At 72.5% G+C, this 13,933-nt stretch carries 17 protein-coding genes; 10 read left to right on the forward strand and 7 right to left on the reverse strand.

Features of this window, described 5'->3' with window-relative positions:
• From VF468_23175 to coxB, 4 genes are all read right to left on the reverse strand, one after another.
• A partial coding sequence (locus tag VF468_23175; protein HEX5881193.1) for a cytochrome c oxidase assembly protein occupies nt 1-578 on the reverse strand: 578 nt, incomplete at its 3' end.
• Entirely contained in the window at nt 572-1,060 is a 489-nt protein-coding gene (locus VF468_23180; protein HEX5881194.1) for a hypothetical protein, read from the reverse strand. The genes VF468_23175 and VF468_23180, both read right to left, overlap by 7 nt.
• The gene (locus VF468_23185) at nt 1,057-3,609 is read right to left on the reverse strand and encodes a cbb3-type cytochrome c oxidase subunit I (GenBank protein ID HEX5881195.1); all 2,553 of its coding nucleotides are present in this window, start codon (nt 3,607-3,609) and stop codon (nt 1,057-1,059) included. The genes VF468_23180 and VF468_23185 overlap by 4 nt, the downstream gene beginning before the upstream one ends.
• Nucleotides 3,602-4,255, reverse strand: coding sequence for a cytochrome c oxidase subunit II (gene coxB, locus VF468_23190; protein ID HEX5881196.1), 654 nt, complete (start codon nt 4,253-4,255; stop codon nt 3,602-3,604). The genes VF468_23185 and coxB overlap by 8 nt, the downstream gene beginning before the upstream one ends.
• A 348-nt stretch (nt 4,256-4,603) precedes the next feature.
• Here coxB and mbhE point away from each other — a divergent pair, with 348 nt between their 5' ends.
• The 8 genes from mbhE to VF468_23230 are packed head-to-tail and all read left to right on the forward strand — an operon-like array spanning nt 4,604 to nt 10,885.
• Entirely contained in the window at nt 4,604-6,871 is a 2,268-nt protein-coding gene (gene mbhE, locus VF468_23195; GenBank protein HEX5881197.1) for a hydrogen gas-evolving membrane-bound hydrogenase subunit E, read from the forward strand.
• Nucleotides 6,868-7,311: an MnhB domain-containing protein gene (locus VF468_23200; protein HEX5881198.1), complete on the forward strand. Its 444-nt coding sequence runs from the start codon at nt 6,868-6,870 to the stop codon at nt 7,309-7,311. Before mbhE ends, VF468_23200 begins: the two co-directional genes overlap by 4 nt.
• Nucleotides 7,308-7,736: a sodium:proton antiporter gene (locus VF468_23205; GenBank protein HEX5881199.1), complete on the forward strand. Its 429-nt coding sequence runs from the start codon at nt 7,308-7,310 to the stop codon at nt 7,734-7,736. The genes VF468_23200 and VF468_23205 overlap by 4 nt, the downstream gene beginning before the upstream one ends.
• Complete coding sequence (locus VF468_23210) at nt 7,733-9,109, forward strand: proton-conducting transporter membrane subunit (GenBank protein ID HEX5881200.1); 1,377 nt, start codon at nt 7,733-7,735, stop codon at nt 9,107-9,109. The genes VF468_23205 and VF468_23210 overlap by 4 nt, the downstream gene beginning before the upstream one ends.
• Complete coding sequence (locus VF468_23215; protein HEX5881201.1) at nt 9,106-9,600, forward strand: Na+/H+ antiporter subunit E; 495 nt, start codon at nt 9,106-9,108, stop codon at nt 9,598-9,600. Before VF468_23210 ends, VF468_23215 begins: the two co-directional genes overlap by 4 nt.
• Nucleotides 9,597-9,893 carry a monovalent cation/H+ antiporter complex subunit F gene (locus tag VF468_23220; protein ID HEX5881202.1) on the forward strand — a complete coding sequence of 99 codons (297 nt, stop codon included), beginning with the start codon at nt 9,597-9,599 and terminating at the stop codon, nt 9,891-9,893. The genes VF468_23215 and VF468_23220 overlap by 4 nt, the downstream gene beginning before the upstream one ends.
• 46 nt (nt 9,894-9,939) lie before the next feature.
• The gene (mnhG, locus tag VF468_23225) at nt 9,940-10,302 is read left to right on the forward strand and encodes a monovalent cation/H(+) antiporter subunit G (protein ID HEX5881203.1); all 363 of its coding nucleotides are present in this window, start codon (nt 9,940-9,942) and stop codon (nt 10,300-10,302) included.
• A 16-nt stretch (nt 10,303-10,318) separates the two neighbouring features.
• Nucleotides 10,319-10,885: a hypothetical protein gene (locus VF468_23230; GenBank protein ID HEX5881204.1), complete on the forward strand. Its 567-nt coding sequence runs from the start codon at nt 10,319-10,321 to the stop codon at nt 10,883-10,885.
• A gap of 13 nt (nt 10,886-10,898) precedes the next feature.
• Here the strand turns inward: VF468_23230 and VF468_23235 are convergent, their stop codons facing one another.
• Entirely contained in the window at nt 10,899-11,369 is a 471-nt protein-coding gene (locus VF468_23235) for a DUF998 domain-containing protein (protein ID HEX5881205.1), read from the reverse strand.
• Between the two features lie 133 nt (nt 11,370-11,502).
• On the opposite strand from VF468_23235, the gene VF468_23240 reads away from it, so the two are divergent.
• Both VF468_23240 and VF468_23245 read left to right on the forward strand, forming a co-directional pair.
• Nucleotides 11,503-12,012: a MarR family transcriptional regulator gene (locus tag VF468_23240; GenBank protein ID HEX5881206.1), complete on the forward strand. Its 510-nt coding sequence runs from the start codon at nt 11,503-11,505 to the stop codon at nt 12,010-12,012.
• Between the two features lie 43 nt (nt 12,013-12,055).
• The gene (locus VF468_23245; protein ID HEX5881207.1) at nt 12,056-12,280 is read left to right on the forward strand and encodes a hypothetical protein; all 225 of its coding nucleotides are present in this window, start codon (nt 12,056-12,058) and stop codon (nt 12,278-12,280) included.
• A 176-nt stretch (nt 12,281-12,456) separates the two neighbouring features.
• Here VF468_23245 and VF468_23250 read toward each other — a convergent pair whose 3' ends face one another.
• On the reverse strand, nt 12,457-13,191 hold the full coding sequence (locus tag VF468_23250; GenBank protein HEX5881208.1) for a pirin family protein: 735 nt from the start codon (nt 13,189-13,191) through the stop codon (nt 12,457-12,459).
• A 175-nt stretch (nt 13,192-13,366) separates the two neighbouring features.
• Nucleotides 13,367-13,933 (reverse strand): TRIC cation channel family protein (locus VF468_23255; protein HEX5881209.1); only part of this gene is annotated, 567 nt, incomplete at its 5' end.

Below are 13,933 nucleotides of genomic sequence, written 5' to 3' on the forward strand. Positions count from 1 at the left end.
CGGACACCGATGACGACGTGCCAGAACAGGACGGCCGTGACCAGGAAGCTGGCATGCTCCAGGACGTGGACGAGCTCGTTGCCCAAGGCGGCGTCGTAGGGGGCCGCAGCGTGCCAGAACCAGATGACCCCAACCGAGAGCAGCCATACGGCGGCCGGGTGGCGTAGGACGCCGAGGTTGCCGTGGGTCAGCCCGACCCGCCGCCGCCAGCGGCCGCTGGCCCGGCGCACGGCCAGGGGGCTGCCCCGCAGGATGGCGCTGGACGGGGCGCTGAGGGCCAGCAGCGGGGCCGCGACCACCAGCAGCAGCAGGTGCTGGACCATGTGGGCCGAGGCGAGGGCGCCCGAGAGGGCGTCGAGGGGCGAGACCAGCGCGACGCCGAGGGCCGCCAGCGCCGCCGCGAAGCACCTGGCCCGCCAGGTGTCGACCGGCCGCCGTGGCCCGCCGATCTGGCCGCGCCGGTAGGCCCAGCCGGCGAGCAGCAAGCCCAGGAGCAGGACCGGGTGCAGGTTCCAGGCGCCCCAGAGGTCATGCGGTGCCGGGGGCTGGCCGGGGTGGGCCAGGACCGGGGTCAGCATGACGGCAGGACCAGGGCGGGCAGGCCGACGAACAGGATGGTCACGACCGACAGCAGCGAGAGCAGGAACCCGGCGAAGGCCAGCGTCCCGCCACGGTCCCGGCCCTGGAGGCCGCCGGCGATGTCGGCGGCCTCGTCGGCGGCCGCCTCGGCGGCGTCCGCGCGCCAGCGCCGCCAGGACCACCCGGCACAGGCCAGGGCGGCGACCGCCGCGGCGGCGGTCGCGGCCAGGGTGACGACCTTGGGCACCGGCGGGTCGAACAGCGTCAGCCCGGGCCCGTCGCCGGTGCAGCCCGCCTCGGTGGCCAGGTACACGACCATGAAGTGGACCGACCAGATGACCGGGCCGGACACGAACATGGCCAGGGCGAAGCGCGACCGACGATCGCGGGAGACGTCGACCGCGAACGGCGTCCCCTCTGCGGCCGTCCTCGACCCGTCCCCGCCCGGGACCTCGTCGGGAGGGACGTCGCGGACGCTCATGTCAGGTGCGGGCCCAGATACAGCGTGCCGAAGCCGACCACCCACATGACCACCATGGCCGCCCAGAACCGGGCCACGTTGGCCACGCTGGCGTGCCGGCGGGTCGTGTACTGGCCGCGGACGGCCCAGTACAGCGTCAGCGCCACGACGATGAGCGCGGCCACCGCGGCCATGACGACGAAGCCGGCCAGGAGGAAGAAGATCGACCCGTAGGCGTGGTCGGTCCATCCGAAGCCCAGTCCGGCGATGTCGAGGAGCTGGACGACGGCGCCGCCGCCGGCCAGGGCGAGCGCGACGGCCAGGGCGGCGATGAAGCCGCGCTGGTCGGCAGCCCGCAGCCGTCGCAGCGCCGCCCGTACCACTGCGCCGCTGGCCACCACCAGCCCGGCGGCCAGGATGGCCCGGCCGACCCCAGGGTTGGCGATCCCGGGTGGCGGCCACTGGGGGTTCTCCAGCCGCAGGTAGAAGTAGCTGAGCAGCAGGGCCGAGAAGGCGACGGCGACGACCAGGATGACCAGCGCCGTCCCCCAGGCGGCGACGACCACGCTGCCGCCGGCGTTGACCGGCACGCCGTGCTCGGCCTCGAAGGCGGCCTCCTCCTCGACCGTCATCGGCGCTTCCTGCGGCCAGTTCCAGGCGATCACGGCAGCGGTGACGATGGCCGCGCCGGCGGCGATGCCCCACCGGAGCTTGGTCAGCTCGGCGGCGAAGATGAACACCAGCCCACACCCGGCCACCAGCGGCCAGATCGACGGGTTGGCGACCCGGAACACCTCCTGGGGTCGCGCGTCGGCGGTGCCGACGATCACCGCGGCCCGCCAGCGCAGCGGCCACCGTGACAGGCCGTGGACGAACCGCTCCAGGCGCTCGTCGCCCCGGTGGAGCTCGTCCTGGTCCCACAGGGGGTGGCGGCTGCGCACGATCGGCAGGATCGACCAGCCGTGCTCGGCCGGCGGCGACGGCACCGCCCACTCCAGGGTGGCGGCACCCCAGGGGTTGTTGCCCGCTTCGTCGCCCCGCCGGTAGCTGCGGGCCACGTTCCAGATGAACACGGCGATGCCCATGATGATGACGAGCACCCCGATGCTGGAGAGCAGGTTGTAGGGCTCCCAGCCCAGGCCGGCCTCGTAGGTGTAGACGCGCCTGGGCATCCCCAGCAGCCCGACGATGTGCATCGGGAAGAAGGCCAGGTTGACGCCGGTGAACAGCAGCCAGAAGTTCCACCGGCCAAGGCGCTCGTCCAGCAGCCGGCCGGTGAACTTCGGGAACCAGTAGTAGACGCCGGCGAAGATCGGGAACGCGACCCCGCCGATCAGCACGTAGTGGAAGTGCCCGACGACGAAGTAGGAGTCGTGGGCTTGGAGGTCGAAGGGTGGGGCGGCCACCATCACGCCGGTGATCCCGCCGATGACGAAGGTCACCAGGAAGCCGACCACGAACAGGAACGGCGTCTTCCACACCGGCCGGCCCGACCAGATGGTGGCCAGCCAGGAGACGAACTGCACCCCGGCGGGCAAGGCGATGACCATGCTGGCCGCGGCGAAGAAGCTCAGCACCAGCGTCGGCAGCCCCACGGCGAACATGTGGTGGGCCCACAGGCTGAACGACAGGAACCCGATGGCGACCAGGGCTCCGACCTGCCAGGTGTAGCCGACGATCCGCCGCCGGGCGAAGGTGGCCACGATCATCGAGACCACCCCGGTGGCGGGCACGAACTGGATGTAGACCTCGGGGTGGCCGAAGATCCAGAACAGGTGCTGCCACAGCAGCGAGCTGCCGCCCCGCTGGGGGTTGAAGAACTGGGTGCCGAAGCCCCGGTCCAGCTCCAGGAGCAGGCTGGCGATGATGAGGGTGGTGAAGGCGAACAGGATCATGAACGCCATCACCAGCACCGCCCAGGCGAACAGCGGGATGCGGCTGAGGGTCATCCCCGGTGCCCGCATCTTCAGCACCCCGATGATGATCTCGATGCCGGCGGCGATCGCCGCGACCTCGGCCACCCCCAACCCCAGCACCCAGAAGTCCAGGGCCAGGTCGGGTGAGAACTCCAGGCCGGACAGCGGGGTGTAGGCGAACCAGCCGGCGTCGGGGACCGCCCGGAACAGGGTGCTGCTGTAGTACAGCAGCCCGCCGAGCAGGAAGGTGTAGTAGGAGAAGGCGCCCAGTCGGGGGAACGGCATCTCGCGGGTGCCCAGCAGCAGGGGCAGCAGCAGGATGGCGAAGCCCTCGAAGATCGGCAGGATCACCAGGAACATCACCACGGTGCCGTGGTTGGTGAACAGCTCGTTGTACAGCTGCGGGCTCACCAGGCTGTTCTCGGGCACGGCCAGCTGCATGCGCATCACGAAGGAGTCGAAGCTGCCCCCCAGCAGGAGGAAGAAGAAGCCGGTGAGCAGCAGCCGGGTGCCGATCTTGTCGTTCTGGACCCCGGTCAGCTGCCCGCGCAGGCCGGGCGGGTCGGCCCACAGCCGGTTGAGCTCCTCGCCCGTCAGCGGCTCGGTGACCGAGGGCGTCTCCCCGCCCGATCGCGAAGGGCCCAGGTCAGCCACGGCGCTCAGCCACCCAGGCGGCGAACCGCTCCTCTGATTCGGCGACCACGGTCAGCACCATCCTGGTGTGCTCCAGGCCGCAGAACTCGGCGCAGCGGCTGCGGTGGACGCCCGGCTGGTCGGCCTCCAGGACCAGGGTGTTGGTGCGGGCGGGCAGCAGGTCGAGCTTGCCGGCCAGCTCCGGCACCCAGAAGCTGTGGATCACGTCGGCCGAGGTGAGCTGAAGGTTAACGCGACGGCCCACCGGGAGATGGAGCTCATCCCGGGCGGTGACCCCCTGCTCGGGGTAGCGGACCTCCCACCAGAACTGATGGCCGACGACCTCGATGACCAGCGCCTCCGGCGGAGCGGTGCTGGGGACGAACCGCATCGCCCGCACCGTGGCCCCGAACACGATGAGCAGGATCACCAGGGGCACCACCACGCCGCCGACCACGAACCAGCGGCCGAACGAGTCACCCTGCTGCCGGTCCGGCTGCCCCTCGTCTGCCGGCCGCCGGCGGAACAGGCCCAGCCCCAGCACCACCACGACGGCCACGAAGACCGCCCCACCGAGGCCGAGCATCAGCCAGAACAGGTCGGCCATCGCCCCGGAGACCGGGCCTTGAGGATCCAGCGCCCCGCCCTCGGGCTGGGCGGCCACCATCCACCTACCTGCGTCGTTCAATGCAGGTCCGCTAGCAGCGAATTGGGCCGGTGCTGCCGACCGGGTGGTCACGGTGCAGCGCTTCGGCGCTCTGGGGACTGTCGACACCGACGACCGGCAGCTGCGCCATCTGGACCTCCCACGCGGCGGCGAATGCACCCGCAGAACTCTACAAAGACGGCGTGCCGGATTAAAGGCCGCGAGGTTCATCACGGCACGGCAGGACAAGCAACACCGCGCGCCGGCTCCTGCATGTGAGCCGCCCAGGAGCCCGGAGCACCCGGCCATGATGTCCCGCCCGGTCCAGATGATGACTCCCTTGGCGGGCGCACCCTAGAGTGATGCAGGATGAGCGAAGGTCCCGCTTCGAGCAGCCGACAACCCGCCCTTGGGGCGGGGATCGCCGCCGTGGTCACGGCGGCGACCGCCTTCCTGGCCGTGCTTTGGTTGTGGGGTCGCGGGGGTGGCGGCTTCGACACCGCCTGGCTCCCGAGCTGGGATGCTCGGCTGGCGTTCCGGCTGGACGGCCTCGGCGCCCTCTATGCGGTCCTGGCCACCGGGGTCGGGGTCGCCGTGTTCACCTACGCCACCGGCTATGTCCCCCGGCACCTGGAGCACGAGGGGCGGCCGCAGGCCGACGGCCGGCGCTTCCACGCCCTGATGGTGCTGTTCATGGTGGCCATGGTCGGGCTGGCCACCGCCCAGGACACGCTGCTGCTGTTCGTCTTCTGGGACCTGACGGCGATCACGTCGTACCTGCTCATCGGCTTCGACCGCCAGCATCGGGAGGCGCGGCTGTCGGCGCTGATGGCCCTGCTCGTGACCGGGGTGTCGGCGGTGCTGCTGCTGATCGGGATCCTGGTGCTGCGGGCCGAGTTCGGCACGACCTCGATCCCCGAGCTGCTGGAGCGGGCCGACGGCGGCGGGGCCGTCACCCTGGCCGGGGCCCTGATCGCCGTCGGGGCGCTGGCCAAGAGCGCCCAGGCGCCCCTGCACTTCTGGCTGCCGCGGGCCATGGCCGCGCCCACGCCGGTCTCGGCCTACCTGCACTCGGCGGCCATGGTCGCCGCCGGGGTGTTCGTGCTCAGCCGGTTCCACCCGCTGCTCGCCACCAGCCCGCCGCTGCTGGACGGCCTGCTGGTGGTCGGGCTGGTCTCGATGGCTGTCGGGGGCGTGCTGGCGCTGGGCGCCGACCACCTCAAGCGGCTGCTCGCCTACTCGACCATCGCCCAGTACGGCTACGTGGTCACCATGCTCGGGGTCGGCGGGGCCGCCGGGGTGGCCGCTGCCTGCTTCTACGTGCTGGCCCACGCCCTGGCCAAGAGCGCCCTGTTCATGACCAGCGGGGCGGTCACCGAGGCCACCGGCGCCAAGGCCCTGTCCGAGTCCGGAGGGCTGGCCAGGACCATGCCCGCCCTGGCCGTCGGGAGCGGGCTGGCCGCCGCCGGCCTGGCCGCCCTGCCCCTGACCATCGGCTTCTTCAAGGACGAGCTGTTCTTCAAGGCAGCCGCCGAACGGGGCCCGTGGCTGGCGGTGGTGGCGGTCGCCAGCGCCGCCCTCACCTTCGCCTACATCACCCGCTTCTGGATCGGCATCTTCCTGGGCGGCCAGCGCCGGCCGGCTCGCGCCGTGCCCGGCCGGCTGGTGGTGCCGGTGGTCGTCCTGGGGGGGCTGGTGGTGGCTGGGGGCATCCTGGTTGAGCCGTTCGCCGGCCTCAGCCAGGCCGCCGCCGAGGTCACGGCCGCCGCCCCGGTCACCGTCGAGCCGGCCTACCATCTCGACCTGCGGGCCGAGAACGTCCTGGCCCTGGCCACCTACGCCGCCGGGCTTGCCCTGGTCCTGGCCCGCCCAAGGCTGGGCGGTGCCCTCGCCGCGGTGGCCCGGCTGGGCCGGCGGGCCGGGCCGGAACGCGCCTACATCGCCGGCCTGGCCGGCCTGAACCGGCTCTCCAACGCCATCCACGACATCGAGGTCCGCGACCTGCGCGCCCGGGTGGTGGCGGTGCTGGTCCCGGCCGGGGCCCTGGTCGGCGTCGGCCTGGCCATCACCCCGTTCGCCGGCGCCTACCTGATCGGCTCGTTCGCCAGCAGCGACCTGCCGCTGATCGCCGCGCTGGTCGCCGCCGCGCTGGCCGCGCTGGTCGTGGCCCGGCTGCGCCGGCACCTGGCCCTGGCGGTTGGCCTGTCCGGGGTCGGCTTCAGCCTGGCCGTGGCCTACGAGCTCCTCGGGGCACCCGACGTGGCCCTGGTCGCGGTGCTCATCGAGACCCTGATGATGCTGCTGTTCGTGGCCGTGTTCGCGCTGCTGCCGCGCCGGGTGCTGCAGCGCGAGGCCGCCATCCAGGTCACCGGCTCCCGCCGCATCCGCGATCCGCTCGTGGGGGTGATCTCGGGTGCGCTGGTTCTGCTGGTCGTGTGGGCCGGCTTCTCCCGTCCCGTCCCGCCGGACCCCACCGCCGGCAGGTACCTGGAGCTGGCCGAGCGGGCGCACGGCAAGGACGTGGTCACCGTCATCCTGGCTGACTTCCGCGGGCTCGACACCCTGGTCGAGATCAGCGTCGTGCTCGTCGCCCTGCTCGGGGTGGCCGCGCTGCTGCGCCGGGGCAAGCTGTGGTGACCACGGTCCTGACCAGGATGGTGGCCCGCCTGCTGCTGGCCCCTGTCCTCATGGTCGCGGCCGCGATCCTGATCAAGGGCTACGTGGATGTCGGCGACGGGTTCGCGGCCGGGGTGATCGCCGCCCTCGGGATCCTGCTGCAGTACCTGGCCTTCGGCCGGGCGGCGGTCCGGCAGGCCCTGCCGGTGCGGCACGCGGCCAAGCTGGCCGTGGCCGGTCTGCTGCTGGCCCTGGCGGTCGCGTTCGTGCCCGTGCTGGCCGGCGGGGCGCCGCTGCAGCACGCCCCGGCGCCGGGGGCAGCCGTGGTCCACCTCGGCAGCCTGGAGCTGCTCACCGCCGTCGCCTTCGACGTCGGGGTGTTCGCCCTGGTCCTCGGGATGGCGGTGGCCACCATCGACCTCATCGCCGGGACCCCAACCGAGCGAGGTGGGCAACCATGAACCTGTTCGTGGCCCTGGTCGTGGCCGTCCTGTTCGGCACCGGCGCCAGCCTGCTGCTCAAGCCCGACCTGTTCCGGGTGGTGGCCGGGCTGATGCTCATCTCCAACGCGGCCAGCCTCACGGTGATCGCCTCGGGCCTGCGCCGCGGCCAGCCGCCCATCTACCCGCTGGTCCCCGGTGAGCCGGTCGCCGACCCGCTCACCCAGGCGATGACCCTGACCGCCCTCATCATCGGGTTCGCCACCACCGCCCTGCTGCTGGCCATGGCCTACCGGATCTACACCACCCACCGCAGCGTCGACCTGGACGACCTGTCGCGCAGCGAACGCAGCGCCGAGGAGGAGCTGGAGCGGGGCACGGCCGTGGAGCAGGTGGAGCCCGAGGAGGCCGAGGCCGAGCAGGAAACGGCCGGGACACCCCGATGAGCCTCCTGGTCGCCCCCCTGATGGTGCTGTGGCCGGCCGCCGCCGTGGCCACGCTGGCCGACGGCCGGCGCCGGCCGGTCGGCTGGGCCGCGGCCGGGGTGCTGGCCGCCGCGGTCGCCCTGCTGGCCGCGCTCGCCGTCCGGGTCGCGACCGGCGGGCCGGTCGAGGTGGTCGCCGGAGGCTGGCCCGCCGACGTCGGCATCCGCCTGCGCGCCGACGCCCTCGGCGCCCTGCTGGCCCTGGTCTCGGCCGCCGTGGTGCTGGCCGCCCTGGTGCACGGGGTGGTCTCCCGGCGGTCGACCCGGCTGTTCCCGGCCCTGATGCTGTTCCTGACCGTCGGCCTGAGCGGGCTGTTCCTGACCGGCGACGTGTTCAGCTTCTATGTGTTCTTCGAGCTGGCCATGATCTCGGCCTACGCCCTGGCCGCCTCCGGCCGGGAGGGGCGCATGGTCGGCTCGGCGCTGATCTTCGCCGTGGTCAACCTGCTCGGGTCGTTCCTGTTCCTGATCGCCACCGCCGCCCTCTACCGGGCCACCGGCACCCTGGAGATGCTGGCCGTGGCCGACCGGGCCCGGACCGTCGACCCCAACACCGCGGTGGTCATCGCCGTGCTCTACTTCGTGGCCTTCGGGGTCAAGCTGGGCCTGTTCCCGTTCCACTTCTGGCTGCCCAGCGTCTACGCCAGCGCCCCCCCGGCGGTGGCCGCCGTGCTGGCCGGGGCGCTGGCCAACATCGGCGCCTACGGCCTGCTCCGCTTCCAGGCCGGCCTGCTGCCTCGGGAGCTGGCCCTCGGCGCCGGCGTCGTGGTCGGGATCGGCACCGTCAGCATCATCTACGGGGCGGTGCAGGCCATCGGCCGGCGCGACCCCCGCGAGGTCCTGGCCTACTCGGCCATCGGCCACGCCGGCTACGTCCTGGTCGCCCTCGGCCTGGGCGGCCGGGTGGCGCTGTCCGCGGCGGCGCTGTTCACGGTGGTCAACGCCCTCGGCAAGGCGCTGCTGTTCCTGGCCGTCGACCTGCGCGGGCCCCTGGTCGGGGCCGCCTTCGTCGTCGGGGCGTTCAGCGTCGCCGGGGTGCCTCCCTCGGCCGGCTTCTTCGGCAAGGCCTCCCTGTTCGACGCCGGCGTCCAGGCCAGCAGCGCTCCCACGGTGCTGCTGCTGTTCGTGGGCGGCGCCCTCACCTTCGTCTACCTGTTCCAGATCTACCAGCACATCTACTGGCGGCCCCCCCAGGACCACCATCGCGCTCCCAGAGGGGCCCGGATGGTCGTGGCCGTGCTGGCCGTCCTGGTGCTGGCGGTCGGCCTGTGGCCGGAGCCGCTGCTCGCCCTCAGCGACCAGGCCGGCGACGCCGTGGCGAGGACGGTCCCGTGAGCGCCGGCCGGTTGGGATGGGTGGTGCTGCTCACCGGCGTCTACCTGCTCTCGCTCGGAAGCCTGGACCCGCTGGACGCCGCCGAGGGCCTGATGCTGGCGACCGCGCTGTCGCTGGGGCTTCGCGGCCGGCTCGAGGGGCCGCAGGGGGCGGGCCCGTCCCTGGCCGACCGCGTCGCCGCCTTCCCGCTCCTCGTCGGCGGCCTCCTCGCCGATGTCCTCCGGGGCACCTGGGACGTCGCCCTGCGGGTGGTGGGTCTGCGCCCGGTCGAATGCTCCGGCGTCGTGCTGGTCCCGATCGGTGAGCGCACCCACCTCGGCGTGGCCGTCACCGGCCTGCTGGCCGGGCTGTCCCCGGGATCGATGCTGGTCGAGGTCGACAACGAGCGCCAGGCGATGCTGTTCCACGTCATCGACGCCTCCGACCCCGACGCCGTCCGCGACCACCTCGACCGCTTCTACCAGCGCTACCAGCGGCGGGTGTTCCCGTGAGCCACGACGCGATGTTCCTCGCCGGGATCGCCTGGCTGACGGTGCTGCTGGGCGTGGCGGTGGTGTCGATCGGGCGGGCCCGGACCACCGCCGAGCGCCTGGTCGCCCTGGACACCGCCGTCCTCATGCTGATCGGCCTGCTCGGCCTGGTCGCCGCTCAGAGCCGGCGCACCTACGCCCTGGACGCCGCGCTCATCCTGGCCCTGCTGTCGTTCGTGTCCACCGTGGCCGCGGCGCGCTACCTGGGCGACCGGCGGCCGTTTACCGAGCCCGAGGAGGGAGATCCCCGATGAGCAGGGCGGGCGCATACAAGACGTCGGTGGATCGGAGGGTGGGCCAGTGACGGCATGGATCGCCGACGTCCTGGTCCTGGTCGGGCTCGCGGTCATGACCCTTGGGGTCTACGGCATCCTCCGGTTCCCCGACGTCTACACCCGGCTGCACGCCTCGGGGAAGGCGAGCTTCCTGGGCGTCTCGGTCCTGCTGGTCGCCGGGACCGTCGGTGGCGGGCCTTCCGCCGCCGCCCGGGTCGTGCTCATCGTCGTCCTGCTCGGCCTCACCACGCCGGTCGCCGCCCACGCCATCGCCCAGGCCGCCTACCACCGCCGCGAGCCCATGCGCGCCGCCGGCGCGGTCGACGAGAGCGGCCGGTGCCCCGGCGCCACCACGACGCCGCCCCGGCACGGCGACCCGGGGGCCTGACCACCAGGGCCCTGGTATGACCACCGATCCCGCTCCGCCCCGCGACGACGGCGCAGCCGACCAGGCGCCGGCGGTGGCCAGGGCGGCGCGCCTGCCAGGATGGCGGTCACCTTGTGGAGCCCGTCGTGAAGGAGAGGAGGCGAGCATCGTCAGCATCTGGACGCTCGTGCGGTTCGTCCACGTCCTGTCGGCCATGGTCTGGGTCGGCGGCCAGCTGCTGCTCAGCCTGCTCGTGCTGCCGGTTCTGCGGCGGCGGCTGGACCCGGCCAGCCGCGCCCCACTGACCCGGGAGGTCGGTGTCCGCTTCGGCATCTTCACCCTCGCCATCTTCCTGCCGCTGCAGATCGCGAGCGGGATCGCCCTGGCCGCCCGCCGCGGTCTGACCCTATCCGACCTCGCCGAGCCCGGGTACGGCCGGACCCTGGGCGAGAAGGTCACCCTGTTCGCGGTGGTGCTGCTGATCTCGGGCCTGCACGGCGTGGCGGTGGGACGCGGCCAGCACCGGCTGGCCCGGGTGCTGGGCATCGCCACCCTGCTCGGTTCGGTCGGGGTCGTCCTCCTGGCCACTGCCCTCGTCCCCTGAGACGCGGTGGTGCTCAGCCGGCGGCCACGACCACGCCGGTGAGGGTCGAGTACCGGGCCCAGCCCCGCCAGGCCGGGTCGCCGGCGAAGCGCCGGGCCAGGACGAAGCAGGCGGCGCTCAGGCACCCGAAGGCGATGGTGCCGGCCAGGCCGTGGACGAGCCCGGGGAGGCTCTGCTGGGCGGCCACGCCGGGTGGGTAGCCCGGGCCGGGGTCGTCGGGGAACACCGCGAGCAGCACGAAGCACGCCCCGGCCACGCCGATCAGGCGTGGTCCCCAGGTCGAGCCGGTGCCGGTGGGCAGGGCCCGGCCAAGCCCGGCGGCGAAGACCAGCAGGGCCGCCGCGGCCGCCAGGATGGCGATGGTGTTGACCCAGCCGAAGGGACCCAGGCTGAGCTGGCTGACCGCATGCCGCCAGGGGCGGTAGCCGGGGCGGAGGGCGCCCTCGACCAGGAAGGTGGCCACAAAGGCCGTCAGCCCGGTCACGGCCCCGCCGAGCAGCAACCGCAACCCGGTACGGCGGTCCCCCCGCGTTCCGGTATAGTTAGGTGTACCAATCATCTGGTGCTCCGATCATTAAAATGATTCAGTCAATATTAGTGGCGGAGGGGCGATCGGCATGTCAACCCAGCGTCCGGTGACCGCCAGGGCCGGGGGACACCGCCCCGAGCTGCTGGCCAAGCTGCAGCGCGCGGCCCAGACCAGCACCACCGACGGCATCCTGTTCCACCAGGCGGTCGCCGACCGGGTGGGGCTGCACGTCACCGACCTGCGCTGTCTGAACGTCCTGGCCCAGGCCGGCCCGCTCACCGCCGGCGAGCTCGGCCAGCGGCTCGGCCTTGGCACCACCGGGGCGGTCACCCGCATGGTCGACCGGCTGGAGCGCGCCAGCTACGTACGCCGCGAGGTCGACCCCCGCGATCGCCGCCGTGTGATCATCCACCCGCTGCCCGAACGGCTGGCCACCATCGCACCCCACTACCAAGGCATGGCGACCGCCTGGACCGACCTGCTCGCCGCCTACAGCGACGAGCAGCTGGCCTTGTTCGTGGACCTATTCGACCGCATGCACCAGCTGTCCCAGCAGCAGCTGGCCAGCCTGCCCCACCACACGCCCAGTGACGCATGAGGTGTCCCACGCCGTGGTCATTGCCCTGGAACTCGGTGGAGCCGTGTCCATCCTTGCCGCGTTCACCCTCGGTCAGCTGCGCCTGCTCGACCAGCACTCGCTCGTCTACCTGATCCTCAACCTGGTCGGCTCGGCCGTGCTGGCGGTGATCGCCTTCGGGGAGGAGCGTTGGGGCTTCCTGCTCCTGGAGGGCGTCTGGTCGATCGTCTCGGCGGTGAGCCTCGTCAGCGTCCTCCGCCGCGGCCAGGAGGGTGCCGGCCACAGCTGAGCGTTAGGGGCCTCGGTCACCTGCCGTCCTCCGTCCCGACGCCGCCAGGGATGCGGTCCGGCGAAGCGGTCATCGCACCCGCACCAGGGTCCCGAGCGCGTGGCGGGTCAGCGCCCACGAGGGCCGCTCCGGTGTGGACCTCCCGTCCCGACCGATCGCGGGCCCGTTCGCGTAGGTTAGCTGGCCCACACCCCGACCGGGCGGAACTGGAGCGGCACTTCGATCAGGATCAGCTCGGCGTCCTCGACCCCGGTCACCTCGAGCTCCTCGGACCCGGCCAGCTTGGCGGCATCGCCGCCACCGAGCCGCTCGTCTCCCAGCCGCAGCTCGCCGTCGAGGACGTACAGGTAGCCGCCCCGGCCTTCGTCGAGCCGGTGCCGCGCCTGCTCGCCGGCGCCAAGGCGGGCGACCAGCACCCGGGCGTCCTGGGCCAGGTCCAGCCCGTCCTCGCCGGCCGGGCCCATGATCTGCAGCAGCCGACCCATGCGGTCCTCCATGGTGTACTGGCGCTGTTGTAGCGACGACTCCAGCTCCGGGTCGCTCGGGAGGATCCAGAACTGGATGAACCGCATCGGCTCGGCCGGGGAACCGTTGCGCTCCGAATGCAGCGCCCCGCCGCTGGAGAACCGCATCACCTGGGCCGCGCCGGCCTCCAGCAACCCGTCGTTGCCCAGCGAGTCGTCGTGGGCGAAGGTCCCCTCCACCACGTAGGTGCAGCTCTCGATGTCCCGATGGGGATGCATCGGCCACACCGCCCCCGGCACCAGCCGATCGTCGTTGAACACCCGCAGCGCACCCACACCCATCTGCTGCGGGTCGTGGTACTGGTCGAACGTGAAGTGCCAGCGGGCCTGGAACCACCCACCGTCGGCGGCGTAGATCTCCTTGTCGCGTCGAACCCGGACCGTCACCTCACAACCCTCCCTTGGCTACTCTTCGCGACCACAGGATTACCCTTGGCAGCTGGTTCAACCGGCCACGAGGCGGACTGGGAAGACGGAGCTGATCACGGCCGGCTCCATTGCACGCCGAGCTCCTCGGCCGTGTACCGCAACCCTTCCGGGGAAGCTCATGCTGCGGGTGCGGTTACTCACGGTTGATGTGCCGGGCGCGGGGGATGTTGAGGCCGAGCGTGAGGCCCGCGAGCCTGATCACGAAACAGATTGTGGCGCCGATGATCGGGGCTGCAGGACCGTGGACGCCGGCGTGAGCTGCTCCGACGACGATCGCGGCGCCGATCAGTGCCGGGATCGCATAAAGCCCCTCTCGGAGCACGACGGGGGTCTGGCGGACGAGGATGTCGCGGAGGATGCCGCCGCCAATGCCCGTGATCGCGCCGAGGATGACGGCGGGTGCGGCGGCGAGGCCGTGGTCGAGTGCTGTACTCGCACCAGTGACGCAGAAGACCGCGAGTCCGGCCGCGTCCAGCACGTCGATCGGCCGTCTGATCCGGCTGAGGAACGGGTGGGCAAGGAAGGTGACGAAACCGGCGGCGCCGGCGACGGCAAGGTAACGCCAGTCGCGGAAGGTCTCGGGCGGGACGCCGATCAGCAGGTCGCGGGTGATGCCGCCGGCGAGGCCGACAACGACGGCGAGCACGGCGACGCCGAAGAGGTCGAGCCGTTCGCGCACGCCTGCCATGCCGCCGCTGAG

This window comes from Actinomycetota bacterium (assembly GCA_036280995.1).
GTDB lineage: Bacteria > Actinomycetota > CALGFH01 > CALGFH01 > CALGFH01 > CALGFH01.